11 protein-coding genes are annotated in these 26790 nt (G+C 73.1%); 2 read left to right on the top strand and 9 right to left on the bottom strand.

All coding sequences use genetic code 11. From position 1 onward, the window contains the following. Positions 1-31 precede the first annotated feature (31 nt). From ACIBNE_RS04355 to ACIBNE_RS04320, 8 genes are all read right to left on the bottom strand, one after another. Positions 32-1732, bottom strand: a complete 1701-nt coding sequence (locus ACIBNE_RS04355) for an ABC transporter ATP-binding protein (RefSeq protein WP_399269345.1) — start codon at positions 1730-1732, stop codon at positions 32-34. Then, positions 1722-12671: an amino acid adenylation domain-containing protein gene (locus tag ACIBNE_RS04350; protein ID WP_399269343.1), complete on the bottom strand. Its 10950-nt coding sequence runs from the start codon at positions 12669-12671 to the stop codon at positions 1722-1724. Before ACIBNE_RS04350 ends, ACIBNE_RS04355 begins: the two co-directional genes overlap by 11 nt. A gap of 74 nt (positions 12672-12745) precedes the next feature. Beyond that, positions 12746-14545, bottom strand: a complete 1800-nt coding sequence (locus ACIBNE_RS04345) for an ABC transporter ATP-binding protein (protein ID WP_399269341.1) — start codon at positions 14543-14545, stop codon at positions 12746-12748. A gap of 52 nt (positions 14546-14597) precedes the next feature. Beyond that, on the bottom strand, positions 14598-15662 hold the full coding sequence (locus ACIBNE_RS04340) for an iron-siderophore ABC transporter substrate-binding protein (RefSeq protein ID WP_399269339.1): 1065 nt from the start codon (positions 15660-15662) through the stop codon (positions 14598-14600). A 160-nt stretch (positions 15663-15822) separates the two neighbouring features. Beyond that, a complete protein-coding gene (locus ACIBNE_RS04335; protein ID WP_399269337.1) occupies positions 15823-16692 on the bottom strand; it encodes an ABC transporter ATP-binding protein in 870 nt (289 codons plus the stop codon). Between the two features lie 64 nt (positions 16693-16756). Continuing rightward, entirely contained in the window at positions 16757-17878 is a 1122-nt protein-coding gene (locus tag ACIBNE_RS04330; RefSeq protein ID WP_399269335.1) for a FecCD family ABC transporter permease, read from the bottom strand. Then, complete coding sequence (locus ACIBNE_RS04325) at positions 17875-18948, bottom strand: FecCD family ABC transporter permease (protein WP_399269332.1); 1074 nt, start codon at positions 18946-18948, stop codon at positions 17875-17877. Before ACIBNE_RS04325 ends, ACIBNE_RS04330 begins: the two co-directional genes overlap by 4 nt. A 21-nt stretch (positions 18949-18969) precedes the next feature. After that, positions 18970-20325, bottom strand: coding sequence for a lysine N(6)-hydroxylase/L-ornithine N(5)-oxygenase family protein (locus ACIBNE_RS04320; protein ID WP_399269330.1), 1356 nt, complete (start codon positions 20323-20325; stop codon positions 18970-18972). Positions 20326-20586: 261 nt separating this feature from the next. Between ACIBNE_RS04320 and ACIBNE_RS04315 the strand changes: the two genes are divergently transcribed. Beyond that, a complete protein-coding gene (locus tag ACIBNE_RS04315; protein WP_399269328.1) occupies positions 20587-21534 on the top strand; it encodes a methionyl-tRNA formyltransferase in 948 nt (315 codons plus the stop codon). Between the two features lie 87 nt (positions 21535-21621). Here ACIBNE_RS04315 and ACIBNE_RS04310 read toward each other — a convergent pair whose 3' ends face one another. Next, positions 21622-24939, bottom strand: coding sequence for a S8 family serine peptidase (locus ACIBNE_RS04310; RefSeq protein ID WP_399269326.1), 3318 nt, complete (start codon positions 24937-24939; stop codon positions 21622-21624). 318 nt (positions 24940-25257) lie between these two features. Here ACIBNE_RS04310 and ACIBNE_RS04305 point away from each other — a divergent pair, with 318 nt between their 5' ends. After that, positions 25258-26733: a hypothetical protein gene (locus ACIBNE_RS04305; protein WP_399269324.1), complete on the top strand. Its 1476-nt coding sequence runs from the start codon at positions 25258-25260 to the stop codon at positions 26731-26733. Positions 26734-26790 lie beyond the last annotated feature (57 nt).

Here is a 26790-nt window from a genome sequence, read left to right as displayed (position 1 = left end):
GGCACGCTGCCGGGGGCGGCCGCTCGGACGGTCAGCGCGCCACGGCCAGGCAGTACGCCTCGTCCGTGGCGAGCAGGTTGCGGTGGGTGTCGTCAGCGACGACGGCGCCCCCGTCCAGCACGAGGACCCGGTCGGCCGCGTCCAGGAGCGCCGGGCTGCTGGTGAGCACCACGGTCGTACGGCCCCTGCGCAGCTTCGCGACGCCCCGCGCGATGAGCTGTTCGGTCACCGCGTCGACGGCCGTCGTCGGGTCGTGCAGGACCAGGACGTCGGTGTCGGCGGCGAGCGCGCGGGCCAGGGACAGCCGTTGGCGCTGCCCGCCCGAGAGGTTCGCGCCCCGGTCGCGCACGGCGTGGTCGAGCCCTTCGCGGTGGAGGGCCACCACGTCGGTCAGCATGGACGCCTCGACGGCCTCGGAGAGCGTACGGCTGGTGCCCGACGGGTCGATGTTCGTCCGCAGGGTGCCGGCGAAGATCTCCCCGTCGTACGGGTTCACCAACACGTGCGCGCGGACCGCGTCGACCGACAGGTCCGCGTACGCCCGCCCGTCGAGCCGTACGGCTCCCTCGTACGCGTCCGGCGGGACGTTCACCGCGAGGACCGCCGCCAGGTCGGCCGCCGCGCGCGGCTGGTAGACGGCCACGGCCACGAACTCGCCCGCCCGCACCCGGAACTTCAGGCCGGTCAGCTCCCCGTGGGTGACCGAGTCGACCTCCAGGTCCCCGCCGTCGGCGGGCCGCCCGTCGCCCGGGACCGTGACCGGCGGCGCGGCGAGCACCAGCGCCATCCGGTCGGCGGAGGCGCGCGCGATCATCACGTACTTCGGCATCTCCGAGAACAACTTCAGCGGTTCCATGATGAACTGCGCCAGGCCCACGGCCATGACCAGCTCCCCGATGGTGATCTGGCGGTCGAACGCCAGCCAGCCGGCCGTCAGGGTCACGGCGGCGGCGAGCACCGCGTTGAGGGCGAGCGCGGTGCCCTCGTAGACGCCGTTGACGCGGGCGACTGTGATCGCCTGGCGCTTGGCCTCCGTGCTGACCTTCCGGTAGGAGCCGAACGCCGCGTGGTTGCCGCCGAAGCCGTGCAGCGGGCGCAGCCCGGCGATCAGGTCGGCGACCTTCGCACCGGCCCGCGCCACCCTGGCCTGCTGCTCCCTGGTGCTCGCGCCGATCCGCCGGGACATCACGCTCAGGACGGTGAGGATCGCCGCGGTTCCCGCGATCACCAGCGCGCCGAGCCTGAGGTCGGCCAGGCCCAGCGCCACCGCCGCGACCACCACCGCGACCAGCGAGCTGATCAGCATCGGCACCACCTCGACGATGTCGGCGGTCTGGTCGGCGTCCTCGGTGGCGATGGTCAGCACCTCGCCGGACTTCAGGTCGACGTCCCTGGCGACGGGCTGGAGCCCGCAGGACGCGACCTCCACCCGCCAGCGGTGCGCCTCGGTGGTGTTGGCCTTCTGCAGGATCCGCATGCCGAACCGCCACGACAGCGAGACCGTCGTGATGATCACGGCGAGCGCGCCGATCGAGACGGCGAGCGGGCCGAGACCGCGCTCGCCCCGCATCGCGTGCTCGACGATCAGGCCGAGCGCGATGGGGAACGCGGTCTCGCCCGCCTGGTAGAGGCCCATGAGGACCGTGCCCCAGACCATGGCGCCGGTGTTGCGGCGCAGCGCGGTGCGCAGGATGTCGGCCCCCGGGCGGGGGCTCTTCTGGTCAGTTGTCATCGATGTGGCGGGCAATCGCTTCCGGGGTTCGCAGGGTGAACAGGTCTCGTACGGTGACCACGGGACCGTACTCCCGGCGGAGCAGGCCGATCAGCCGTACCGCCAGCATGGAGTGCCCGCCCAGGGAGACGAAATCGCTCACCGCGCTCACCTCGTCCTCGTCCAGGTCGAGCGCTTCGGCGAAGTGCTCGCACACCGTGGTCTCGGTCCCGGTCCTCGGGGCGCGCTCACCCCCCGTGGTCAGCGCGCCGAGCGGTCTGGCCTCGGGCAGTGCCCTGGTGTCGGCCTTGCCGTTCACGGTGAGCGGGATGGCGTCGACCTCGGCGTAGTGGGTGGGGCGCAGGAAGTCCGGCAGCCCCGCGCCGACCTCCGCCGCGACCGCCGCGAGGCCGGCGCCTTCGAGCACCAGGTAGGCGGCGAGCCGGTGGGCGCCGTCGACCCGCGGGTCGGGCTGGGCGAGTGCGGCGACGAAGCGTACGGCCGGGTGCAGGGCGAAGGCGGCCTCCACCTCGCCGAGTTCGACGCGGTGGCCGCGGATCTTGACCTGCTGGTCGGTGCGGCCCAGGTACGTCAGGTTCCCGTCGGGCCGCCGCACCACCAGGTCGCCGGTGCGGTACATGCGCGCGCCGGGCGGGCCGAACGGGCAGGCGACGAAGCGGTGCGCGCTCTGGGCGGGCTGCCCGAGGTAGCCGCGCGCGATGCCGATGCCCGACACGTACAGCTCGCCGGGCACCCCGTCGGGCGACGGGCGCAGCCACGGGTCGAGCACGTACACGTCGGTGTTGTCGATCGCCACGCCCACCACCGGGTCCTGGCACTCGAAGGTGCCGACGCCCAGGGTGTTGATGGTGTACTCGGTGGGCCCGTACAGGTTGTAGCCGACGGTGCCCTCGGTGTCGGCGAGGCGCCGCCAGAGCGTCGGGGTGACGGCCTCGCCGCCGAGCAGGACGAGCGCGGGCCGCCGCCCGGGGTCCTCAAGCAGCCCTTCGGCGACGAGCTGCTGGGCGTAGGTCGGGGTCACGTTGACGACGTCGATGCCGTGCTCGCGGCAGTAGGCGACCAGCTCGGGCGCGTCGCGGCGCAGTTCCTCGTCGCAGATGTGCACCTCGTGGCCGTCCGCGAGCCAGAGCAGTTCCTCCCAGGACATGTCGAAGGCGAACGACACGGTGTGGGCGATGCGGAAGGTCCGGTGGCCGTGCGCGGCCAGGACCGGTTCGAAGATCCGCCGCTGGTGGTTGACGAGCATGTTGGTGAGCCCGGCGTACTCGGTGACGACGCCCTTGGGCCTGCCGGTGGATCCGGAGGTGTAGATGGTGTACGCGGGGTGGCGCAGCCGGTCCGGGTCGCCGGGCGCGAACGTGGTGTACGGCTCGGCGGCGGGCAGCGGGCGGTCGAGTTCGACGAGGTCGCCGGTGAGCCGGTGCGCGACCGCGCTCACGGTGAGGGTCACGTCGGGGCGGGCGTCCGCGACGATCGCGGCGATCCGCTCGTCGGGGTGGTCGAGTTCCAGGGGGACGTACGCGGCGCCGACGCGCAGCACCGCGAAGAGCGCCACGATCGAGTCGAGCGAGCGGGGGATCGCCAGGCCCACGGCCGTCTCGGGTCCGATGCCCCGCCGGGCGAGTACGCCCGCCAGCGCGCGGCTGCGGTCGCGCAGTTCGGCGAAGGTCAGGGCCGCGCCCCGGGCGACGAGCGCGGTGCGCCCCGGGGCCAGGTCGGCGGCGCGGTCGAAGCGGTCGACGACGGTGTCCGTGCCGATGTCGGTGCGCCCGGTGGGCTCGGGGCGCTCCCCGAAGCCGGGCAGCGCGCCGAGGGGCCGGGTCCAGCCCGCCAGGTCGTCGAGGGCGCGCAGGTAGGCGTCGAGGAGGCGGGCCGCGTGCGCCGCGTCGCCGTGGCGGTGCTCCAGTTTGACCGTGAGGCGCTCGCCAGGGGTGACGACCCAGGTGTACGGGTAGTGCGTGGAGTCGTCCGCCGTGACCGAGGTGATGCCGTGCCTGGCGTTCATCTCGGCGAACGCGTCCAGGTCGAGGAAGTTCTGGAGCACGAACAGGTTGTCGAAGAGGACGTCGTGGCCGGCGGCCCGCTGGATCTCGCCGAGTCCCAGGTGTTCGTGGTCCATCGCGCCGACCCTGGCCGCCTGCACGGCCGCCAGGTAGTCGCCGACGCTCTGTTCCGCCGCGGCCCGCGTCCACTGCGGCACGGTGTTGAGGAGCACGCCGACGACGTCGGACAGGCCCTCGCCCTCGCGGCCGGACACGGTCACGCCGAACACGGCGTCGGTGCGTCCGGTGTGCGCGCCCAGGAGCAGGCCGAAGGCGCCGGTCAGGACGGTGTTCAGGGTGACGCCGTGCGCCTTGGCCGCGTCCCGCACGCGCCGCGAGGCCTCCTCGCGGAGCGTGCGCACGAGCGGCCGCGGGAGTTCGGCGGACAGCTCGGGGGCGGGCCCGGCGAGCAGCGTCGGCCCCGTGAGGCCCGCCAGGTGCTCGGCCCAGAAGCGTTCGGCGGCGGCGGTGTCCCTGGCGGCGAGCGCGCGGGCGTGGCGCTCGAAGCCCGGTTCGGCGGGGGCCGGGTCGAGTGCCCGGCCGGCGAGGACGGCCTCGTAGGCGTCGAACAGGTCCCGCAGCACGATCTCGCGCGACCAGCCGTCCCACAGCAGCAGGTGGTAGCTGAACAGCAGTCCGTCGCGGCCGTCCGGCAGGCGGACGACGGTCAGCCGGATCAGCGGCGGTTCGCCCGGGTCGAACCCGGCGTCGCGGTCGCCCGCGCGCACCGCCTCGACCTCGGCGTCCGTGGTGAGCGCGATCGTACGGACGTCGACCCGCCTGCCCGCCTTGAGCACCTGGACCGGGTTCCCGTCGTCGTCGGTGGTGAAGCCCGCGCCCACCACCGGGTGGCGCGCGATGACGTGCGCCATCGCGTCGGCCAGCGCCCCGGCGTCCAGCCGCCGGTCGAAGGTGAACCAGCTCTGCGCGACGTAGTGCCCGGCCGCGCCCGCCAGCTGGGCCTGGAAGAACAGGCCGCGCTGGAGCGGGGTGACGGGCGCCGTGCGTTCGGCCGTCGCGGCGGCGTCCGCGAGCTGCTCCAGCGCGTCCAGCCAGTGTGCGGCGATCGCGTCGGGCACGCCGTCGGCGAGGGTGAACGCGGCGCGCAGGGTGCCGGTGGCGTCGTCGAGCCAGGCGTTGACCTCGACGGCGTACGGGCTGCCCTGGTCGCCGCCGGTGAGGGGCAGCGCCCGGGACTCGCTGCCCCGGCCGAGGTAGTTGAACAGCACCTGGGGGCGGGCGGTCAGCAGGGGCGCCGTCTGCGGGTTGAGGTGGCGGAGCTGCCCGTACGCGACGTGGCGGCGTTCGTCGGGCCTGCGCGCGAGGACCTCGCGCGCCGCTTCGAGCGGGTCGGTGTGCGCGGTGAGCCGTACGGGCGCCACGGCGGTGAACCAGCCGACCGTACGGGTGTAGTCGTGGTGGTCGAGGGCGGGGACGCGGCCGTGCCGTTCCAGGTCGACCGCGAGGTCCGTGGGCGTCCGCTGGACGCGGGTGAGCGCGGTGCGCAGCGCGCCGCACAGCAGCTCGGTGAGGTCGATGCCCAGCGCGGTGGGGGCGGTGCGCACGAGGCGGTCGGTGGAGCCCGGTGGGAGGACGGCCGTGGTCTCGCGCGGTTCGTCCGCCCCGCGCGGTCCTTCGGACCCGGGCAGCAGCGCGGGGGCCCGGAGCGTGTCGAGCCAGTGCCCGAGGCTGTCGGTCGCGTGGGCGGCCGTGAGGGTCAGCGCCTCGGCGTATTCGGCGTAGGACGTGGTCGGCGGGGGCAGCGGCGCTCCGCGCAGGGCGGTGGCCAGGTCGTCGAGCAGGACCAGCCAGGACACGGCGTCGACGGCGAGGTGGTGGACGGTGACGACCAGGGTCCGGCTCGGCTCCAGCCAGGAGAACGCGACGACCTCGCCGGTTTCCGGGTCGAGGCGGCCCGCGGCCTCGTTCGCGGCGCGCACCGGGTCGGTCGTGCCGCTCCGCACGACGTCGGCCCCCTCGACCGGCCGGGTGCGGAGCGTCCACACGCCGTGTTCGACGTGCAGCCGCAGGCGCAGGGCCGGGTGCGCGGCGACGACGGCGCGCGCGGCGCGCGAGACGTCGGCGAATCCGCTGCCTTCGGCCACCACGAGCGCCCTGGCCTGGGCGAACCGGGCGAGCGAGCCGCCGAGTTCGCGCTGGCGCAGCACGATCGGCGGCGCGGGCAGCGGGCCGTCCTGGCGGTGGGACCGAGCGGGCGGCTCGGCCTGCGGGGCGCGGGTGCCGAGGTGGTCGGCGAGCGCGCGGGGCGTCTTGCGCAGGAACACGTCCCTGGGCGCGACGGGCAGGCCGAGCGCCCTGGCCCGGTTGATCACCGTGATGGCGGTGATGCTGTCGCCCCCGGCGCCGAAGAAGTCGGTGTCCGCGTCGACGTCGGTGCTGTTCAGGGCCTCGCCGAAGATGCGGGTGAGCGCGTCCAGCGCGTGGCCGTCCGCGAGGGCCCCGGCGCCGTGGACGTCGTCGGTGCCGCGGTCTTGTGCCGTCTCCCGCTCGGCGGCGCGGGCGGTCAGGGCCGCGCGGTCGAGCTTGCCGTTGACCGTCAGCGGCAGGGCGTCGAGCGGCAGCACCCGGCCCGGCACCATGTGCGCGGGCAGTTTGGCGGCGAGCAGTGCGGTGAGGTCGCCCGGCACCCGGCCCACCACGTGCGCCACGAGGTGGTCCCCGGTGTCCGCGACGGTGACGGCCGCGTCCACGACCCCGTCCAGCTCCCGCAGCGCGGTCTCCACCTCGCCCGACTCGATCCGGAATCCTTTGAGTTGGAGCTGTCCGTCGGAGCGCCCCACGAAGACGAGTCCGCCGTCCAGCGTGCGGCGCGCGAGGTCGCCGGTGTGGTACATCCGGGAGCCGTCGCCCGCGAAGGGGTCCGCCACGAACCGCCCCGCGGTGAGCCCCGGCCTGCCCAGGTAGCCGAGCGCCACCTGGTCGCCCGCGACGTAGATGGCGCCCACCCGCCCCGGCGGCACCGGCCGCAGCCGCTCGTCGAGCAGGTGGGTGAGCAGGCCGGGGATCGGGCCGCCGATCGGGGCGGCGGTGTCCTCGCGCCCGAAGTCCTCGTCGGTGAGGACCCGGTGGGTGACGTGGACGGTGGTCTCGGTGATGCCGTACATGTTGACCAGTTCGGGCGAGTGGGTGCCGTGCCGCTCCACCCAGCCGCGCAGCCGCCCGAGGTCGAGCGGCTCGCCGCCGAAGACGATGCGGCGCAGCGCGGTGCCCGGCGACCCGGCGTGCCGGTCGGCCTCGACGAACCGGTGGAAGGCCGAGGGCGTCTGGTTGAGTACGGTGACCCCGCGTTCGACGACCAGCCGGTGGAAGTCGACCGGCGAGCGGGTCAGCGCGTGCTCGGGCACCAGCAGTTCGCCGCCGTGCGCCAGCGCTCCCCACAGCTCCCAGACCGCGAAGTCGAAGGAGGAGGAGTGGAACTGGACCCAGACGTCGTCGGGTCCGAACCCCATGGCGGGGCGGGTGTTGGCCAGGAGCGTCACCACGCTGGAGTGCGGGACGACGACGCCCTTGGGCCTGCCGGTCGACCCCGAGGTGTAGATGACGTACGCGGGGTCGTGCCACCCCGCGCCGGGGCCGGTCCCCACCGCGCCCGGCAGCGGCTCCTCGCCCTGGACGAGCAGCCGGGCCGCAACCCCCGCGCGGTCCAGCAGGGCGGTGAACCGCTCCCGCTGCCCGGGGGCGACCAGCACCACCTGCGGGGCGGCGTCCGCGATGACGTACGCGAGGCGCTCGTCCGGGTACGCCGGGTCGAGCGGTACGTACGCGCCGCCCGCGTCGACGATCGCGACCAGGGCGACGACCTGTTCGGCGGAGCGCGGGACGGAGACGGCGACGCGCTTGCCGGGGCCGACCCCGGCCGCGCGCAGCAACGAGGCCAACTCGTCCTTCGCGTGCAGCAGTTCGCCGTACGTCAGGGAGCGGGTGCGGCCGTCGAGCGCGCACTGGGTCACGGCGGTGGCGGCCGGGTCGCGGCGCGCGGCGGCGTCGAAGAGTTCACCGAGGGTGGTCGGGGCGACCGGCCCGGGGCGGCCTGCGGCTTCGGGGTCCCACCGGCCGACCGGCGCGTCCGGGTGGCCGAGCAGTCCGTCCAGCGCGCGGGTGAACGCGTGGAGGATCGTGCGGGCGGCCGCCTCGCCGAGCAGTTCGGCGTCGTGGATCAGGACGAAGCGCGGGCGTCCGTCGGGCGCGCGCTCCACGACCAGCGTCAGCGGGTAGTGCGGGGCGCCTTCGTTGACGATGCCGGTGACGACCAGGGTGTCGCCCTCCCCGCGCAGGGCTCTGACGTCGGTGGCGACGTCGAAGACCACCAGCGTGTCGAAGAGGGGGCCGGTCCCGACGAGGCGGCCGACGCGCGACAGCGAGACGTGCTGGTGCGGCAGGACCGCGCTCTGGTGCTCCCGTACGGAGGCGAGCAGTTCGCGCGCCGTGGTGGCGCCGCCCCAGCGGGCGCGTACGGGAACGGTGTTGATGAACAGGCCCACCATGTCCTCGATGCCGGGCACGTCCACGTCGCGACCGGAGACCGTGGAGCCGAACACCACGTCCTCGCTCCGCAGGATGCCGCCCAGGGTCAGGGCCCAGGCGCTGTGCACGGCCACGCTCAGCGGCACGCCCGCCGCGCGGGCCGCCGCGTCGGTGTCGCCCCCCGGTTCGGCGGCGACGTCGGCGAACCGGCCGGACGGGGTGTGGCCTTCGGCGACCAGGGAGGGGCCCGGCAGTGCGGCCAGTTCCGCGCGCCACACGCGGTCGCTCTCCTCGGCGTCGCGCGCGGCGAGCCTGCGCACGTAGTCGGGGAAGCCGCCGATCGGGTGGACCGTGCCCGGCGCGTGGTACTCGGCCAGCAGCGTGCGGAGCATCGGCGGCACCGACCAGCCGTCGGCGACGATGTGGTGCACGGTCTGCACCAGGACGCTGCGGCCGATCGCCGTGCGGATCAGCGTGTAGCGCGTCAACGGGCCCGCGGCCAGGTCGAATCCGGCGCGGCGGTCCCGTTCGGCGTACTCCCGCAGTTCCTCGTCGGTGATGCCTGGGCGGTCCAGGAGCGTGAACGGCGCCCGGACGCCGCTCTCGACGACGGAGACCACGCGGCCGTCCGCGAGGGCCGTGAAGCGCGCGGCCAGGTTCGGGTGGACCGCGAGGAGCCGGGAGGCCGCCGCCGCGAGCCGTTCGGCGTCCACTTCGCCTTCCAGGGTGAGCAGTTGCTGCTCGACGTAGGCGCCCGACGAGGCGTCGTCGTACACGGAGTGGAAGTAGAGCCCTTCCTGGAGCGGGGTGAGCGGCAGGACGTCCCGCAGCGCGGGCCCGTCCAGGGCGTCGACGTCGGCCTGGGTGAGCGGCACGAGGTCGAAGTCGCTCGGGGTGTGGCCGCCCTCGTCGAGCGCGGCGAGCCCGGCGAGTGCCACCCGGTAGTACGTGCCGAGCGCGGTGACGTCCGCCTCGGTGAACACTCCGTCGGGCCAGGAGAGGGTGGTGACGAGTTCGTACGCGCCCTCGCGCGCGCCGTCCGGGGCGGGCTCGGCGATCGCGTTGAACTCCAGGGCGCGCGGCAGCCGCATGCGCGGATCGCGCCTCTCGCCCAACTGCTGCGTACTGCCGGTGAGTTGCCAGTCGCCCTGCGCGCCTGCCTCGAACCTTCCCAGGTAGTTGAAGAGGACCTGCGGTGCGGGCGCGGCGAAGTAGGCGCCGTGCAGGTGGCGCAGCGCGCCGTAGGACAGGCCGTTGCGCGGCACGCGGGCGAGGTCCTCCTTGACGGCCTTGAGCGCACCCGCCAGGTAGCCGGGGTCGGTGAAGTCGGCCGCCGCGCCGGGGTCGACGGTGACGGGGAACAGCGTGGTGAACCAGCCCACTGTCCGCGAGAGGTCGGGGTCGAAACCGGCGGCGTCCGCCACGTGGCCGGCCTCGCGGCCGTGGCCCTCCAGTTCGACGTGGGCGAAGGTCTGCTCCTGGCCCCGCTCGCGCCGCCACCGGGCGAGGGCGACGGCGAGCGCCGTCAGGAGCACGTCGTTGACCCGCGCGTGGAACTTGGCGGGGATCTCGCCGAGCAGCGCGGCCGTGACCTCGGGGCCGACCTTCACGGTCCTGGTGCGTTCGTGCGCGACGGTGTCGGAGGCGGACAGGGCGCGCCGCCCCAGGAGCGCGTCGGGTCCCGGCAGGGGCCGCTCGTAGTGGGCCAGGTCGGCGGTGAAGTCGGCGCGTTCGAGCAGTTGCGTCCAGCGGCGGAACGACGTGGTGGCCCAGGGCGGTTGGACCGCTTCGCCCGAGCAGTGCCGACGCCACTCCGCGGCCAGGTCCTCCAGCAGGACGCGCCAGGACACGCCGTCGACCACGACGTGGTGGACGGTGAGGACGAGCTGGCGCGCGGCGCGGCGCCAGACGGCGCCGAGCATCGCGCCGCGCTCCGGGTCGAGCCCTTCGGCGGCCAGGGCCACGCACTCCGCCAGGGGGCCTTCGCACTCCTGGCGGTACGTGAAGGGGGCGCCGGGCGGCGGGACCTCGAAGCTCCAGCGGTCGCCGCGCACCAGCCTGGCGCGGAGCATGTCGTGCCGGGTGACGAGGGCGGTGAGGACCGCGTCGAGGGCGTCGGCGGTCAGGTCCGCGGGGGTGGTGAGGACGACCGTCTGGACGAAGCCGTCGATCGCGTCGGTGGTGTCGCCGAGCCACCGCAGGACCGGCGATCCGGTGACGGCGCCGGTGGCGATGTCGTCGTGGTCGACCGCGGTGGTGTCCTCGCGGCTCGCGACCGCGGCCAGCGCGCCGATGACGCTGTGGGTGAAGACCTGGCGCACGGTGACGTGCAGGCCCGCCGCGCGCAGGGCGCCGAGCAGGGAGATCGCGAGGATGCTGTCGCCGCCGAGCTGGAAGAAGTCCTGGTCGACGCCGACCTCGTCCAGTTGGAGCAGGGCGGCTACCGCGGCGCACACCGCGCGCTCGTCGTCGGTGGCGGGCGGGACGTGCGCGCCGCCCGCCCTGACCGGCTCCGGGAGCGCGGCCCTGTCGACCTTGCCGTTGGCGGTGAGCGGGAACTCGGCCATGACGACGACGTGGGCGGGCACCATGTACTCCACCATGTGCGCGGCGGCCCAGGTCCTGAGCTCGTCCGCGCTCAGCCCCTCGTGCCCCGCCGCCGGGATGGCGTAGCCGGTCAAGTAGGTGCCGCCCGCCGCGTTCTTGCGCGCGACGACGCAGGTGTGGCGCACGGCGGGGTGTTCGGCGAGGCCGAGTTCGACGTCCTCGATCTCCAGGCGCATGCCGCGGATCTTGATCTGGTTGTCGGCCCTGCCGAGGAAGTCGAGGGAGCCGTCGGGGGCGAACCGCGCGAGGTCGCCGGTGCGGTAGAGGCGCGAGCCGTCGTCGGCGAAGGGGTTGGCGACGAAGCGGGCGGCCGTCAGGCCCGGCGCGTTGACGTAGCCGCGGCCGAGGAGGAGCCCGCCGACGTACAGCTCCCCGCCGACGCCGACCGGGACGGGTCGCAGTTCGTCGTCGAGCACGTAGAGCTGGGTGTTGGGGTTGGCCCTGCCGATCGACGTCGACAGGCGCGCGGCCGCGCCCCGGTAGACGACGTGCGAGACGCCGATGGTCGTCTCGGCCGGGCCGTAGCCGTGGTACATGGGGATGTCGAGGCGGGTGCGGAACCGCTCGTACAGCTCGGGGGTCAGCACCTCGCCGCCGCACCAGACGTGCCGCAGGCTGGCCAGGCCGCCCGAGTCGCCCGCGATGTCGAGGAGGACGTCGAGCATGGACGACACGAGGTAGGTGAAGGTGACGCGGTGCCGGGCGATCACGTCGAGCAGGTGGTGCGGATCGCGTTCGCCGCCGGGGCGCAGGACCACCACCCGGCCGCCGCGCACCAGGGGCAGGAAGATCTCGTTGACGGAGATGTCGAAGGACAGCGGCGCCTTGAAGAGCGACGCGTCGTCGGGGCCGAAGTCCAGGACCTCGCCGCCCTGCCACAGCAGTCGTTCGCTGATCGCCTCGTGCCGGATCATCGCGCCCTTGGGGCGGCCGGTGGAGCCCGAGGTGAAGATGACGTAGGCGAGGGCGGAGCCGGGGACGGTGACGCCGGGGTCGTCGGTGGGGAGGGCGGCGTGGCGCCAGTCGTCGAGGTCGACTGCGACGGCGTCCGGTTCGCCGGGGGCGCTCGTGCCGGTGGCGTTGAGCTGCGCCGCGACGCGGGCGTCCTCGACGACGACGGCCCTGCGGGCGGCGGGCCACCGGGGGTCGAGGGGGACGAACGCGCAGCCGGCCCTGAGGATGCCGAGGAGGCCGACGACCATGTCAGCCGAGCGTTCCAGGGACATGCCGACGACGTCTTCGGGGCCGAGGCCGCGCGCGATCAGGCGGTGGGCCAGCTGGGCGGAGAGCTCGGCGGTCTGACGGTAGGTCAGTGAGCGGCGCTCGTCCACGACGGCGATCGCGTCGGGCCGCGCCGCGGCCTGTTCGCGGAACATCGCCACGACGGCGGGGCGGGCCCGGTCGGCGCCGGTGGCGTTCCAGCGGGCCAGGGTCGCGAGCCTGGCCGCCGCGCCGCAGGGGCCTATGGTGCCGAGGGGCCGTTCGGGGAAGTCGGCGAGGTCGTCGAGGGCCAGTTGCGCGTCGGCCGCGTCGACCCCTCCGGGGAGTTCGATGCTCCGGCCGTCGGCCCCGACGGCCCAGCCCGCGGGCCCGGCGCCGCCGCCCTCGACCCAGCCGAGCACGTCGGTGAAGAGGGTGGCGGGGGTGAGGTCGAGCCCGTCGGGGCGGCTGCCCGTGGCCCAGTGGGCGAGCCCGATGGCGCAGGCCGTGGCGACGGTCAGGTCGGAGCGTTCGCCGGTGCGTCGGCGTACGGCGTCCAGGCGGGCGGGAGACAGCAGCACGAAGCGGGCACGCGGTTCCATCATCGAAAGACTCAACCCTTCCAAGACCCGAAAACCCCTCAAGATCCGAAAGTTAGGTTAGCCTAACTTAGGATTCCCTAACTACCCTCCCGCCAGGCTTGCCACAGGCGTGCGTAACGGCCGCCCAGGGCCACCAGCTCGTCGTGGGTCCCCTCCTCCACCACGCGCCCCGCGTCCAGCACCGCGATCCGGTCGGCCGCCATCGCCTGCGTCAGCCGGTGCGCCACGAACAGCGTGGTGCGGCCCGCGCACGCGGCCAGCACGGACCGCTCCAGCGCGGCGGCGCCCTCGCTGCCCGCCTCGGCGGTGGACTCGTCGAGCACCACAACGGGCGCCCGGCCCAGCACCAGCCTGGCCAGGGCGAGCTGGGCGACCTTGGTCCCGTCCAGCCGCTCCCCGCCCTCGCCGACCTCGGTCCCGAGCCCCTCGGGCAGGGCCCGCGCCCAGCCGTCGGCGCCGACCGTGCGCAGCGCGTCCAGCAGTTCGGCGTCGCTCGCCCCGGGCGCCGCGAGGCGCAGGTCGTCGGCGAGCGTCCCCGAGAAGACGTGCGTCTCCTGGGTGAGGATGCTCACCAGGGCGCGCGCGCCCGCCTCGTCCAGCTCCGCGAGGTCGTCGGACCCGATGCGCACCGAGCCCGACAGCGGGGTGCCGATGCCCGCGATCAGCGCGGCGAGCGTCGACTTGCCCGCGCCCGTCGCCCCCACCAGGGCGAGCGAACCGCCCGCGGGAATCGTCAGGTCGACGTCCCTGAGGACCGGCTCCTCGGTGTCCGGATAGCTGAACGTCAGCCCCCGCACCACCACCGGAAGCGGCTCCTCGCCCGCCGCCGCGACGGAGTCGTCGCCCACCAGCCGCTCCCCCGCGGACTCGCCCAGCACCCCGACGAGCCGGGTCAGGCTCGCGCCCGACTTCTGCGCCTCGTCGAAGGTGAACATGATGGCGCCCAGCGGGGTGAACAGCCGGTGGAACATCAGCGGGGCCGCCGCCACCTCGCCCAGGGACGCGGCGTCCGCCTCCAGGAGGGCGTACCCCACGACGAGGATCAGGACGAGGCCGATGAACTCGGCGCGGTTCTCCCGGCCGACGAAGCGGCCGAAGAACCGGAACACCTCGACACCGAGGTCGCGCACCCGCCACGACTCGTCGGTGACCTTCTCGCGGAAGGCACCTTCGAGGCGGTACGCGCGGACCGTGTCGATCCCGTCCAGGCCGCTGATCAGCGCCTGGGCGCGGTCGGCCTGGGCCGTGCGCTGCGCGCGGTAGAGCGGGGCCGAGCGGGGCAGGTACCAGCGCAGGGCCAGGGCGTACGCGGGCAGCGCGCCGGCGCCCGCGAGGCCGAGCCGCCAGTCGAGGCCGAACATGCCGACGGTGGCGATGAGGACGAGCACGCCCGCCGAGAACACCGTGGGCACGGCCGAGCGGATGCCCCTGGAGAGCACCGCCACGTCGTCCCCGACCCGGGACAGCACGTCCCCCCTGCCGACCTGTTCGATCCGGGTGCTGGGCATGCCGAGCACCGCGCGCACCGCCTGCTCCCGCAGCCGGGCGAGCAGGTCCGCGCCGAGCCGCCCGATCAGGTAGGTGGAGGCGGCCGCGGCCGCGGCACCGAGCAGCGCCGCGGCCACCAGCAGGGTGCCGACGGTGGTCAGGACCGAGCGCGGCCCGCCCTCCACCACCGCGTCGACCACCCGGCCGAGCAGCAGCACGGGGAGCACCTGGAGCGCGGCCCCCGCCACCGTGCTGAGCACGGTGGCGGCGGTCAGCCAGGGCACTTGGCGGCAGTGCGCCAGGACCCAGCGGGTGGCCTCGCCGCCGTTGGCCGTGCGCAGGGCGGCCGGGGCGGGTCCCTCTTTGGCGGTCGTCACGGGGGTCGTCACGGGGGTCGTTCCTGTCGTTGCGGTGGTTCTGGTGGTTCCGGTGGTGCTCAACTCAGCCGACCGACTTGACGAGCTCGTCGATCGCGTACGGCAGGGAGAGCAGCGTGGCCTGGGACATGGCGGCGCCGACGGCCGGGCCCTCGCTGTCCAGCAGGTACGAGACGTTGCCCTTCTTCACCGCGTCCAGGTTGGCGAACAGCTTGAACTTCTTCAGGGCTTCCTGGTCGGCCTTGTCGTTGATGACGACGATGCGGTCGACGTCCACCAGGTCGATGCGCTCGGGGGAGAGCGTGGTGTAGAACTTGCCGCCCGCGACCTCGTCGATCTTGGTCTGGTAACGGTAGCCGATGCCGGTCAGCAGGCGACCGCGCACGTCGGTCGAGGTGAAGGGCGCGACGGAGTTCTTGTAGTAGGAGAGCGCCACGGAGGTCTGGGCCGCGAACTTCGGGTGGGCCTTCTTGGCCGCGTCGAGCTTGGCCTGGATGCCCCGCACCAGCTCGGCGCCCTCGGCCTCCTTGCCGAGCGCCTTGGCGATGTGGACGGCGTTGTCCTGCCAGGGGGCGCTGAACGGCTCTTTCTCGGCCTTGGTGCGGCCGACGGTCGGCGCGATCCGGGAGAGCTTGTCGTAGGCGGCCTTGTCGATCTCGGAGTAGACCGCGATGATCAGGTCGGGCCTCAGGGCCGCGATCTTCTCGTAGTTGGGGCCCGCGTCGCCGTTCTTCATGATGACGTCGGGGCGGGCGTCGCCCCACTTGTCCTTGACCCAGGGCCACTGGGTGTTGATGTCGGGGGACGTGCCCGCGGGGTTCGGGTACTGGTCGACCATGCCGACCGGCTTGGTGCCGAACGCCAGGACGGCCTGGTCGTCCGTGTAGCCGACGGTGACGACCCGCCCGGGGGCCTTGGTGACCTCCGTGGAGCCGAACGCGTGCTCCACCGTGACCGGGAACGAACCGGAGGCCGCGGCCGGGGAGTCGTTCCCGCCCGACGCGCCCTCGTCGCCGTCCTTCGTGTCGGAGCCGCAAGCCGCGAGGAGCCCGGCTCCGAGTGCCGCGGCGGACAGGGAGACCGCGAGGCGCCGCCACGGCTTCGTACGCGTCGTTCGTTGGAAGAACATCGAGAACCCCTTGCTTTCGCGCTGTCCGCCACCCGTTACCTAAGGGCAGCCAAACCTTATCCGCAGCGAATGAGGCAAGCCTAGCCTTACTTCACGGTTCCCCCGTTCGGAACCGCGTCGCGATCCGGGCCGGTCGACGGACCCGCGGTTCGCGCGGCCCCTAACCGAGGCCGGGCCGAACGTGCGTACGGCCGATCGGAACGATGAGCGGCCGGTCCCCCACCGGGTCGTCGACGATCTCGGCGCGCAGCCCGAACGCCTCGTACAGCACCTCGGCGGTGATCACCTCGCGCGGATGCCCCTGCGCGAGGATGGCCCCGTCGCGCATCACGACGAGGTGGTCGCTGTAGCGCGTCGCGAGGTTGAGGTCGTGCAGCACCATGACGACGGTGCGGCCCGACTCGTGCAGGTCGTCCACCAGGTCGAGCACGTCGATCGCGTGCGCCAGGTCAAGATAGGTGGTCGGCTCGTCGAGGAGCAGCAGGTCGGTGCCTTGCGCCAGGGCCATCGAGATCCAGACGCGCTGGCGCTGACCGCCGGACAGCGAGTCGACGGGGCGGTCGGCCAGGTCCGCCACCCCGGTCATGGCCAGCGCGCGCTCCACCACGTCGGCGTCGTCCGACGACCACTGGCGCAGCCAGCTCTGGTGCGGATGGCGCCCCCTGGCGACCAGGTCGGCCACGGTCAGCCCCTCGGGCGCGACCGGTGCCTGCGGCAGCAGGCCGAGCTTCTTCGCCACCTCCCTGGTCCTGAGCCCGGCGATGTCCTCGCCGTCCAGCACGACCGTGCCCTTCGACGGCTTGAGCAGCCGGGTCAGGGTGCGCAACAGGGTTGACTTCCCGCAGCCGTTGGGCCCGATGATCGTGGTGATCACACCGGGCGGGACCGTCACGTCCAGGTCGTCGATGACGGCGCGGGTGCCGTATCCGACCGTGACGCCCCGCGCCGCCAGCCGCGCCGCACGCCCGCTCCCGGCGCCAGCACCGGAGTCGGCGCCCGGCTTCGTGCCGGTGATGAACTGAGCGCCCACGGGCCCCCCTCACTCGTCGGGTCCATATCGATATCGATTAGGCGTGCCCAACCTTCGCAATTGTCTATCTGAGGTTGGCCCGCACCAACAGGTAGACCAGGAAGGGCCCGCCGATCGCGGCGGTGACCACGCCGACGGGCAGACCGACCGGCAGCGCCGTACGGGCCGTCAGGTCCGCGCCGAGCAGCAGCAGCGCCCCGACCAGCCCCGAGGCGGCCAGCGGGGGCGTGGGGCAGCGCGCCAGGCGCATCGCGACCTGCGGCGCGACCAGTGCGACGAACGGGACGGGGCCCGCCGCGCCCACCGCGAGGGCGGCCAGCAGCACGGCGCACAGCAGCAGGAGCGCCCGCACCCGGGAGAACCGCACGCCCAGTCCGGCGGCGACGTCGTCGCCCAGGTGCAGCGGCTTGAACTGGAAGGCGGCGCAGGCCACGACCACCAGCAGGACGGGCGTGCCCCACAGGGCCGTACCGACCTCGTCCCAGGACCGGTTGTCGAGCGAACCGACCAGCCACGCCTGGGCCCTGGCCACGTCGCGGATGTCGGCCGAGACCAGCAGCCAGGTCGTGATCGCCTGCATCACGGCGCTCACCGAGATGCCGATGAGGACGAGCCGGAAGCCGTCGACGCCGCGCCGCCACGCCAGGAAGTAGACCAGCAGGCCCGTGCCGAGCCCGCCCGCGAGCGCGGCGGACGACAGGCCGACCGAGTCGGTGACCGCGGTCGCGGCGCCGCCCGACACCGTCACCAGGAACACCGCGACCGTGCCGGCGCCCGAGGTGATCCCCAGGACGTCCGGGCTGGCCAGCGGATTGCGCGCGATCGACTGGGTGAGGGCCCCCGAGACGCCCAGCGCGACGCCCACGACGAGCCCGGCCAGGGCGCGCGGCATCCGCAGGTCCATGATGACGAACTCGTCGACCCGCTCCCCCCGGCCGAAGAGCGTGGCGACCACCCGGGACAGGTCGACGGGGAAGTCTCCGACGCTGATGGACAGGCAGAACACCAGGAAGGTCGCCCCGGCGAGCAGCAGCGTGACGCCGAGGAGCCAGGGCCGCCACACGAACGACACCGGGCCGAGCCGTACGCCCGGCGCCACCGCCGCCCGCACCTCCGTCGCGTCCGCCCGCGCGTCCGTCGCTTCCGTCGCTTCCGTCGCGTTCGCCCGCGCGTTGGTCCCGTTCATGCGTTCTTGAACTTTCCGCGCCAGACGAGCAGCGCGAAGAACGGCGCCCCGACGAGGGAGACGACGACGCCCGCGTCCAGTTCGCCCGGCCGCACCACGAGCCGTCCCGCGATGTCGCAGACCAGCAGGACGACCGCGCCGAGCAGACCCGCGTACGGCACGAGCCAGCGGTAGTCGGGGCCGGTGAGGTACCGCGCGACGTGGGCCACCATGAGCCCGAGGAACGCGATCGGGCCGCAGGCCGCGGTCGCCGCGCCCGCCATCAGGGTGACGGCGGCGATGCCGACCGTACGGCTCAGGGCGATGTTGACGCCGAGGCCCCGCGCCACGTCCGCGCCCAGGTTGAGCAGGTTCAGGGCGGGCAGCACGGTGAGCGCGAGGGTCAGCCCGACCCCGACGAACCCGGCCACCGGCCAGATGACGTCGAATCCGACGCCCGCCACCGAGCCGGAGTTCCAGAAGCGCAGGGCGTTCAGCGACTCCTTGTCCGACAGCGCGACCGCCGTGGTCATCGCCGTGAGGAACACGGTGATGCCCTGTCCCGCCAGGGCGAGCGTGAGCGGGTTGCCCGCGCCCCTGCCGATGCTGGCGAGGCCGAACACGACGACACCGGCGACGGCCGCCCCGAGGAACGCGAACCACACGTACTGGAACGGGCTGGAGAGCCCGAACACGGCGATCACCGACACCACGGCGAACGAGGCGCCCGCGTTGACCCCCAGCAGTCCCGTGTCCGCGATCGGATTGCGCGTGTACCCCTGGATCAGCGCGCCGCCGACGCCCAGGGCGGTGCCCGCCACGAGGGCGAGCACCGTCCTGGGCACCCGCACGGTGCGCACGATGAGCCTGATCTCGGTGAGCCGCTGATCGGGCTCGGGCGCGGCGAACAGCCCGTGCCACACCTCGGCTGGGCTCAGCGCCCGCGCGCCGACGGCGAGGGAGGCCACCGCCGCGACCAGGAGGAGCGCCGCGAGCACGGCCAGGCCCGCGGCCCGCCTCCCGCGGGGCGTCGGCGTGCCCCGGGAGGCGGGGCGCTCCGCCGCGGTCGTGCGCGTGTCGACGTCCGGCACCCCGTTGCCCCCGGCCGTGCCCTAGCGGACGACGCTGCCGGTGCCGTCCACGACCGGCCTGGCCTCGTCGGGCGCGGACTTGACGCTCCGGTCGACCACCGAGTCCAGGATCTCGCCGACCCGGATCGCGATGTTGGACAGCAGCGACGACGTGATGCCGTGGGTGTGCTCCGTACCGCCCTGGAGGTAGATCCCGCAGCGCAGTCCGGGGTCGGTGACGAGGCGGTAGTCGCGCTCGACGCGCACCCGTCCGTCCTCGTCGCGCAGGCAGCGCTCGCCGACCTCGCCGAGCAGCCCGAGCGGGTCGGCGTGGCGGTAGCCGGTGGCGAACACCGCGACGTCGGCGTCCAGCGGCGTCTCCTCGCCCGTGACGAGGGACTTCACGGTGGTGCGCACCTTGTCCTGCGTCTCCTCGACCTCGGTGAGGCGGGAGACGTTGAGGAAGCGCAGCCGCTCGGTGCCCAGGACCTTCTCCTGGTAGGTCTGGCGGTAGAGGTCGTCGATGAGGTCGATGTCCACCACGGAGTAGTTGGTGCTCGCGTGGTAGCCCATCAGCCGGCGCTTGACGTCCTCGGGCGCGGTGTAGAAGTCGTCGACCGCGCCGGGGTCGAAGATCCGGTTGGCGAAGCTGCTGTCGTCGGCCGGGCTGTAGCCGTAGCGCGAGAAGACCGCGCAGACCTCGGCGTCGGGGAAGCGGCGGTGCAGGTACGCGACGTTCTCGGCGGCGCTCTGGCCCGCGCCGACGACGACGAACCGCGAGGGCGACGTGCCTTCGAGCGAGTCGACCTTGGTGAGCAGTTCGGAGCTGTGCCAGACGCGCTCGCCGCGCTCCACGCCCTCGGGCATGAGGGGGCGCAGTCCGGTGCCGAAGACCAGGTTGCGGGCGCGGTGGACGGCCAGGCCCTCACGGGACCTGACGGTCACGTCCAGGTACTCCACGACGCCGTCGCTGACGAACGGGGTGACGCTGACGACCTCGTGGCCGTAGGAGACCATGTCGTCGACCTGCGCGGCGGCCCATTCGAGGTAGTCGTGGAATTCGACGCGCAGCGGGAAGAGGTTCTTGTGGTTGATGAAGTCGATCAACCGCCCCTTGCTCTTCAGGTAGCAGAGGAAGCTGAACTCACTGGTGGGGTTCCGCTGCGTCACCAGGTCCTTCAGGAAGGACACCTGCATGGTCGCGTCGTCGATGAGCATGCCACGGTGCCATCCGAAGTTCGGCTGCTGCTCGAAGAAGTGAGCGGTGACCGTCTCCTGCCTGTCGACGCGTGCGTTGTGCTCGCTGAGCGCGATAGCCAAGCCCACATTGGACGGGCCGAAGCCTATGCCAATGAGGTCGTGGACCAGTGGGGCGTCGCCAGGAAGAACCTGTGACATGTCACTCCCATCGTGCGGGGAAGCCGCCTGTCAGGCGTGGGACAGATACGCATACGAATGCGGGCACGCCGAGCGGCGACCCTTAACTTAGGTGAGCCTAAGCTAATCCTCGGAAACTGTCGATACCGGCACCCGTCGAACGGGGCTCCCGCCCCGTCAAACGGACTGCGGAACCCGCCCGTTGCGAGCTAAGGCAAGCCTTGCTTTACTTGCGGTGCTTTACTTGCGTTCGTCATTTCCCTGTTCCAAGGAGGAACCCCCATGCGGGTCGTCATGTTCGGTTACCAGACCTGGGGGCACCGCACCCTGCAAGCCCTCCTGGACTCCGAGCACGACGTGGTCCTGGTCGTGACGCACCCCAAGAGCGAGCACGCGTACGAGAAGATCTGGAGCGACTCGGTCGCCGATCTCGCCGAGGAGCACGGCGTCCCGGTGCTGATCCGCAACCGCCCGGACGACGAGGAGCTGTTCGAGCGCCTCAAGGAGGCCGACCCGGACATCATCGTCGCCAACAACTGGCGGACCTGGATCCCCCCGCGCATCTACGGCCTCCCGCGCCACGGCACGCTGAACGTCCACGACTCGCTGCTGCCGAAGTACGCCGGCTTCTCCCCGATCATCTGGGCGATGATCAACGGCGAGTCCGAAGTGGGCGTCACCGCGCACATGATGGACGAGGAGCTCGACGCCGGGGACATCGTCCGGCAGGAGGCCGTCCCGGTCGGCCCGACCGACACCGCGACCGACCTCTTCCACAAGACGGTCGACCTCATCGCCCCCGTCCTCACCGGCGCGCTCGACCTCATCGCGGCGGGGCGGACGGAGTTCACCAAGCAGGACCGCTCGCAGGCGAGCTTCTTCCACAAGCGCGCCGAGGAGGACGTCCGCATCGACTGGACCTGGCCCGCCGAGGTCCTGGAGCGCCTGGTGCGCGCCCAGTCCGAGCCGTACCCGAGCGCCTTCACGTACCACAGGGGCAAGCGCCTCGAAGTGCTCGCGTCGGTGGTCTCCGAGGGCCGCTACGGCGGTACGCCCGGCCGCGTCTTCTACCGCGAGGGCGAGGGCGTGGTGATCGTCGCGGGCGCCGACGCCCGCACCGGCCGCAACCACGGCCTGGCCATCACGCGCGTGCGGACCGAGGACGGCCGCGAGCTGCCCGCGACGGAGTACTTCACCTCCATGGGCGGCTACCTCACCGACCGCCCCTGATCCCCGCGGGGTCCGGACGGAGAACGGGCCGGGCCCCGGGCGGAATCACCGCCCGGGGCCCGGCCCTCCCGCGTCAGCCGCCGTGCGTCACGGGACGAGTCGGTACGCGTTCGTGATCGTCTCGGTCACGGTGTTGCCCGCCGTGTCCTTCAGGTACACCTGGTACGTCGCGGCCCCGGCCGTCGCCGGGTGCTTCACGGACACCGAGCGCGCGCCCTTGGCGTTGGTGGTGACCGGCAGCGCCTTCCAGGTCCTGCCGCCGTCGTAGGAGACCTTGACGGTCAGCGCGGCGACCTTGCCCGCGCCCGCCGCCGCACCGCCCACGTACAGCGGGACGGCCAGCGTGCCGCCCGCCTTGGTCGTGCCGTTCAGCGCCAGGTTCGGCGCGAGCAGGACCGTGGACAGCGGGAGCGCGGTGGGCGGCTCGTCGGGCGTCCTCCCCGAGGTGAACGTCCACGCCACGGCCACCTTCGTGCTGGTGGACGCGACCTTGGGCGAGCGCGTCGCCTCCATGCTCAGGCGGTACGGCGCCGGGGCGTCGGGCAGGTCGGCGAAGATCGCGCCGGGGTCGCCCTGGGCCACCACGCGGCCCTTCGACTCCAGCTTGGTGAAGCCGCCGGTCGTGACGGAGTCCCCGGCGTGCGCCGAGCCGTCGTTGAACAGCCGCACGTACGCGTCCATCGAGTTGCCCGCGCGGCGCGCGCCCTGGCCCGTGTCGGCCCGCAGGTCGGGGCCGATCACACCGGTGTTGAAGTGCAGCTTGTAGCTCTTGCCCGGCAGGTAGGCGATCGGGTTGGCACCGTAGTTGATGCTCGTGTCGCCCGCCGGGTCGAGCTGGGCCATGGACCACGTCCAGCGCAGCCCCTTGGTGTTGACGTACACCGTGCCCGACGCGGGCAGGGCGAGGTTGAGCTGCGTCTGGAGCTGCGAGCTGTAGTCGTTGGCGCCGAGCGGGATCGCGGAGAGCGTGCCCTTGCGGCCGGTCACGGAGGCGCCGACGCCGTACTTGACCGCGGCGACGTCGGCCTTGGCCAGGGTCTGGCTCAGGCCGCTGAACCAACTGCCCGTGCGGTTGAAGGCGAACCGGTAGTCGACGCCCTTGCCCGCGGCTCCCGCCGCCTTCCACGCGCCGTTGTACTGGGCGTTCAGGCTCGGCGACGCCGGTCCGATGCCCAGCGTGCGGATCACCGTGGAGCCGTCGACGCTCCAGCTGTTGGCGATGGCCAGCTCGGGGTCGTCGTAGCTGATGTTCGCCGTCCGCAGCTTCGCCGTCCGGTCCGGGGCGACCACGGACATCGGCTTGGCCTTGCGGGTGTCCAGCGTCACGGCGGCGTTGGCGCCGACCTTCAGCGTCGGCTGGACGAAGATCGCGAAGCTCCCCGCCGGCGCGAAGACCGAACTCTCCAGCGCGTACGTGCCCTTGGGCAGGCGCACGGTGGCGGCGCCGGTGCTGTAGGGGACCGTGACCTTGTGCTGCGTGGCGCGCTCGGTGAGCGTCGTCGTGTAGCTGGACGCGGGCTTGCCCTGGACGTCGAGGTGCGTCAGCTTCAGGTCGTACGACTCGACCTCGCGCTCGACGAAGAGGCCGGTGCGCACCGCCTGGCCGTCGCCCTCGGCCAGCACGGTGCCGCCGTAGGAGCCGTCGGCGTCGCCGAGCCGGGTGTTGACGGTGACGGTGGTCTTCGCGGTGCCGCCCGCCGGGACGGTCAGCTTGGCGTCCTTGACGGTGAACATGCCCGCGGGGCCCGGACGGCCCGCCGGGTCCACCGCGGTGGTGCTCAGCGCGAGGGTGACCGGCTTGGTGCCGTAGTTGCGGTACGTGACGGTCTTGCCGACCGGCTTGTCGTCGGTGTGCGGCCACAGCTGCGTGCCGAAGGAGACCGTGCCCGGCTCCGTGACGACGGACGCGGTGACCGCGCGCGTCAGGTCGATGCGCCCCGCCCCCTGCTGGAGGCCGTTGAGCGCGGGGTTGGGCTTGGCCGAACCGATGAGCGCGGCCTTGAGCTGCTGGCCCGTCCACGTCGGGTGCTGCTGGAGGAGCATCGCGGCGGAGGCCGCGGCGTGCGGGGTCGCCATCGACGTGCCCGACATGGAGACGTAGTCCTCGCCGCCCGAGCCGCCTTCGGCCTGCGTGGTGCGTGCCGCGGTGATCTCCACGCCGGGGGCGGTGAGGTCGGGCTTGGCACCGCCGTCGGCCGTCGGGCCGACGCTGGAGTCGCTCGCGAGGTTGTCCTGCTTGTCGACCGAGCCGACGGTGAGGGCGGCGGGGGCGCTGCCCGGCGAGTTCAGCGTGGTCTTGCCGTTGCCGTCGTTGCCCGCCGCGATGACGAAGAGCGCCTTGCCCGAGAGCCGGGCGACGGCCGCCTCCAGGGTGTCGGTACCCGGGCTGTCCAGGCTGCCGAGGCTCATGTTGACGATCTTCGCGCCGCTGTCGACGGCCCACTGCATGCCGGCGGCGATGCTGGACTCCGTGCCGAAGCCGTCGTCGGCGATGACCTTGCCGTCCAGGACCTTCACGTCGGGCGCCGCGCCCTTGTACTTGCCGCCCGACTTGGCGCCGGTGCCCGCGATGATCGAGGCGACGTGCGTGCCGTGGCCGAGGCGGTCCTTGGCGTCCGGGGACTCGGTGAAGTTCTTCTCCGCGAACTGGACGGTCCTGAGGTCGGCGTGCGTCTGGTCGACGCCGGTGTCCAGGACCGCGATCTTGACGCCCTTGCCGGTGTACCCGGCCTTCCACATGGTGGGGGCGCCGATCTGCGGCACGCTCTTGTCGAGGGTGGGGCGGACCTTGGCGTCCAGCCAGACGTGCGCGACGGCCGGGGTCGCGGTGGTGCGCAGGTTCATCCGGCCCTTGGCCGCGCCGGTGCCGCCGGTCAGCGCCGACCACAGGTCCGCCGTGGTGTCCTTGGGCGCGCTGAACGCCTCGCCGTCGACGACGGGCAGCGTACGGCGGTCGCGGACGAGGCCCTTGAAGGCGTCGCCCGCCGCGCGTCCGTTGTACCGGGCGAGCCGGTAGCCGACGACCAGCGGCACCGACGTGCGGTGCGCGTCGTCGTACTTGTCCGCGACGAGCCGCGTGACGTCGAAGAGCCGGCGGTCGAGCCGTCCGGCGTCGATCAGCGCCTGGGCGTCCTGCGGCACGACGAACACGTGCCCCGCCTCGCGCCGCACGGAGATCACGACCTTCTCGCGGCCCTCGCCGCGCACCAGCCCGACGACCTTCCCCTTGGCCCCGACGACCACCTTGTCACCGGTGATCAGGGTGACGGAGGCGGTCCCGCCGTCCCCGCTCCCCCGGTCCTGCCGGCTCTCCTTGCCCCCGGCGCCGTCCGGCCGCGTCCCGGAGTCGGCCGCGGCCATTCCCGTGACGAGCGCGCCGGACACGACGGCGGCCGTGGCCGCCACCCCGACCCTCGATATTGCTGACACCCGTTTTTTGCCTGTCTTGTGAGCATGCCGATGCTGTCGCACGTAGAGAGCGGGCCTCGGGGCGGGTGGTTCACAGGACACCGGAAGTATTTACGTAAAGAAGAAGTTAACCCTGCTTCAGAAGGGCCCAAATCATCCAATACGGGGCGCGTGGGGCTCTTTTCGTCGTGTGGATCCCTTGCCTCGAAGGGCTGGTGCCGGGACGGCCGCGCCGGGACCATGGGGCGACGGGCGGTACCCCGGCGGCGATCGTGCCCGGGGAGCGGGGTGCGGGATCGAATCCGAGGTGGGGCAATGCGCGGCTATGCCGGTACGTTCATCGGCAACCTTCTCTTCATCATGCTCTGCTCCTTCCCCGTCCCGCTGGTCGTCCTCGTCGGACTGACCGCATGGCAGGAGGGCGAGAGCTGGGCCTGGATCGCGATCACCGGCGGCCTGGCGGGTTCGGCGCTGCTGGTCTTCCTCGCCCGGCGGACCACCTGGCAGGAACTGCCCCTGTTCACGCGCCGCCACCGGCTGAAGGTCACGAGCGTGTCGTACGGGGAGCGCAGCTTCGTCCTGTGGGCGCCGCGCCCCGACGGAGACCTGCCGACGGGGGCACGGCTGACGCGGGCGGACGTCCTGGAGGCCTCGCTCGTGCGCTACAGCCCCGACGGCGAAGCCACGTTCACGACGCACTTCGGCAACTACACGCCCGACGAGTTCACACCGCTCGTCCGGCTGAGGCTGCGGGTGCACGGGATGGGGGCGGACGGTGCGGAGCCCACCGACGCGGTCGAAGGGTTCGAAGAGTTTGAAGGGTTCGAGGTCATCGGCGAGTGGCGCGTCCCCTCCCTGTGCCTGTCCGCGGTCACCGCGGGCCGCCTCGCCGTCCTCGTGAGCCCCGCCGACCCGTCGACCGGCGCGGACGCGGACGCGTCGGCGCGGAACCGGGTCGTCCCGCTGTGGCCCCGCAGCACCATGCTCGCGGGGACGAGGACGTGCCGGGTCGTCGAGCCGGACGGCCGGACGGTCGAGGTGACCGGACGCATCGGTCGCCAACTGCGCCAGATGCGGATCTCCTTGGACGTCGGCGGCGTCGCGATGGACGGCGACACGATCGACATCCGCCGCCTGGACCCGCCGGTCGCGGCGCGCTACGCCGAGGTGGCCGAGTGGGCCAGGGCTCATCCCGAGGACCGGGTGCCGGTGACCGAACCGGGTGAGGAAGCCCGGTGGCTCGTGGACGAACTCCCGGGCGAGAGAGCGTCGTTCGGCAGCGTCGGACGGGGCTGGTCGCGCCGGGGCGGCGTGCTCGTGCGGGGCCGGTTCCTCCAGATGGCCGGCACGCACACGTTCCAGGACCACGGGCCGGTCGTCAAGGCGGTGCTGCGCGTCCACCCGGCCGACGGGACACCGCCGTTCGACGCGGCCCGGAAGGTGACCGTGCCGATGGACTACCTCACCGTCCTGCACCGCACCAGGGAGGTCGTCCTCAGCGCCAGTCCGGACGGCAGGCTGTTCGTCGTCGACTGGGCCCGCTCCAACCTGCTCGCGGGCACCGCGGCGGCCACCGTCGTCTCCCCGGAGGGCGAGGAGTTCCCCGTGACCGGGCGCCCCGACGTGATCTGGGCCCTGATGAACCTGCTGGCGTCCCACGGCCTTTCGAACCCGAAGCCGGTCCTGGACCTCCGCAAGCGCCCGCTTCGCCCGGTGGCCGCGGAGGTCATGGCCGTGGTGCGGGGCGGCCGGGCGGCGACGGGCACGGTGGCGGACGCGGCCAGGGCCTAGAGCCTGCCACTCCTCTCGGACACGGCTCCCGATTCGGGGGCGGCTCGCGTTTCGGGC

This window comes from Streptomyces sp. NPDC050504, from assembly GCF_044458065.1.
Classification (GTDB): domain Bacteria; phylum Actinomycetota; class Actinomycetes; order Streptomycetales; family Streptomycetaceae; genus Streptomyces.
The sequence above is the reverse complement of the archived record's forward strand: the minus strand, read 5'-3'. Positions and strand labels throughout refer to the sequence as shown.

What these genes read in the sequence shown, in the direction of transcription:
- ACIBNE_RS04355 (WP_399269345.1), bottom strand. Translation starts at nt 1,732, where the DNA reads ATGACAACTGACCAGAAGAGCCCCCGCCCGGGGGCCGACATCCTGCGC.
- ACIBNE_RS04350 (WP_399269343.1), bottom strand. Translation starts at nt 12,671, where the DNA reads ATGATGGAACCGCGTGCCCGCTTCGTGCTGCTGTCTCCCGCCCGCCTG.
- ACIBNE_RS04340 (WP_399269339.1), bottom strand. Translation starts at nt 15,662, where the DNA reads ATGTTCTTCCAACGAACGACGCGTACGAAGCCGTGGCGGCGCCTCGCG.
- ACIBNE_RS04330 (WP_399269335.1), bottom strand. Translation starts at nt 17,878, where the DNA reads ATGAACGGGACCAACGCGCGGGCGAACGCGACGGAAGCGACGGAAGCG.
- ACIBNE_RS04320 (WP_399269330.1), bottom strand. Translation starts at nt 20,325, where the DNA reads ATGTCACAGGTTCTTCCTGGCGACGCCCCACTGGTCCACGACCTCATT.
- ACIBNE_RS04315 (WP_399269328.1), top strand. Translation starts at nt 20,587, where the DNA reads ATGCGGGTCGTCATGTTCGGTTACCAGACCTGGGGGCACCGCACCCTG.
- ACIBNE_RS04305 (WP_399269324.1), top strand. Translation starts at nt 25,258, where the DNA reads ATGCGCGGCTATGCCGGTACGTTCATCGGCAACCTTCTCTTCATCATG.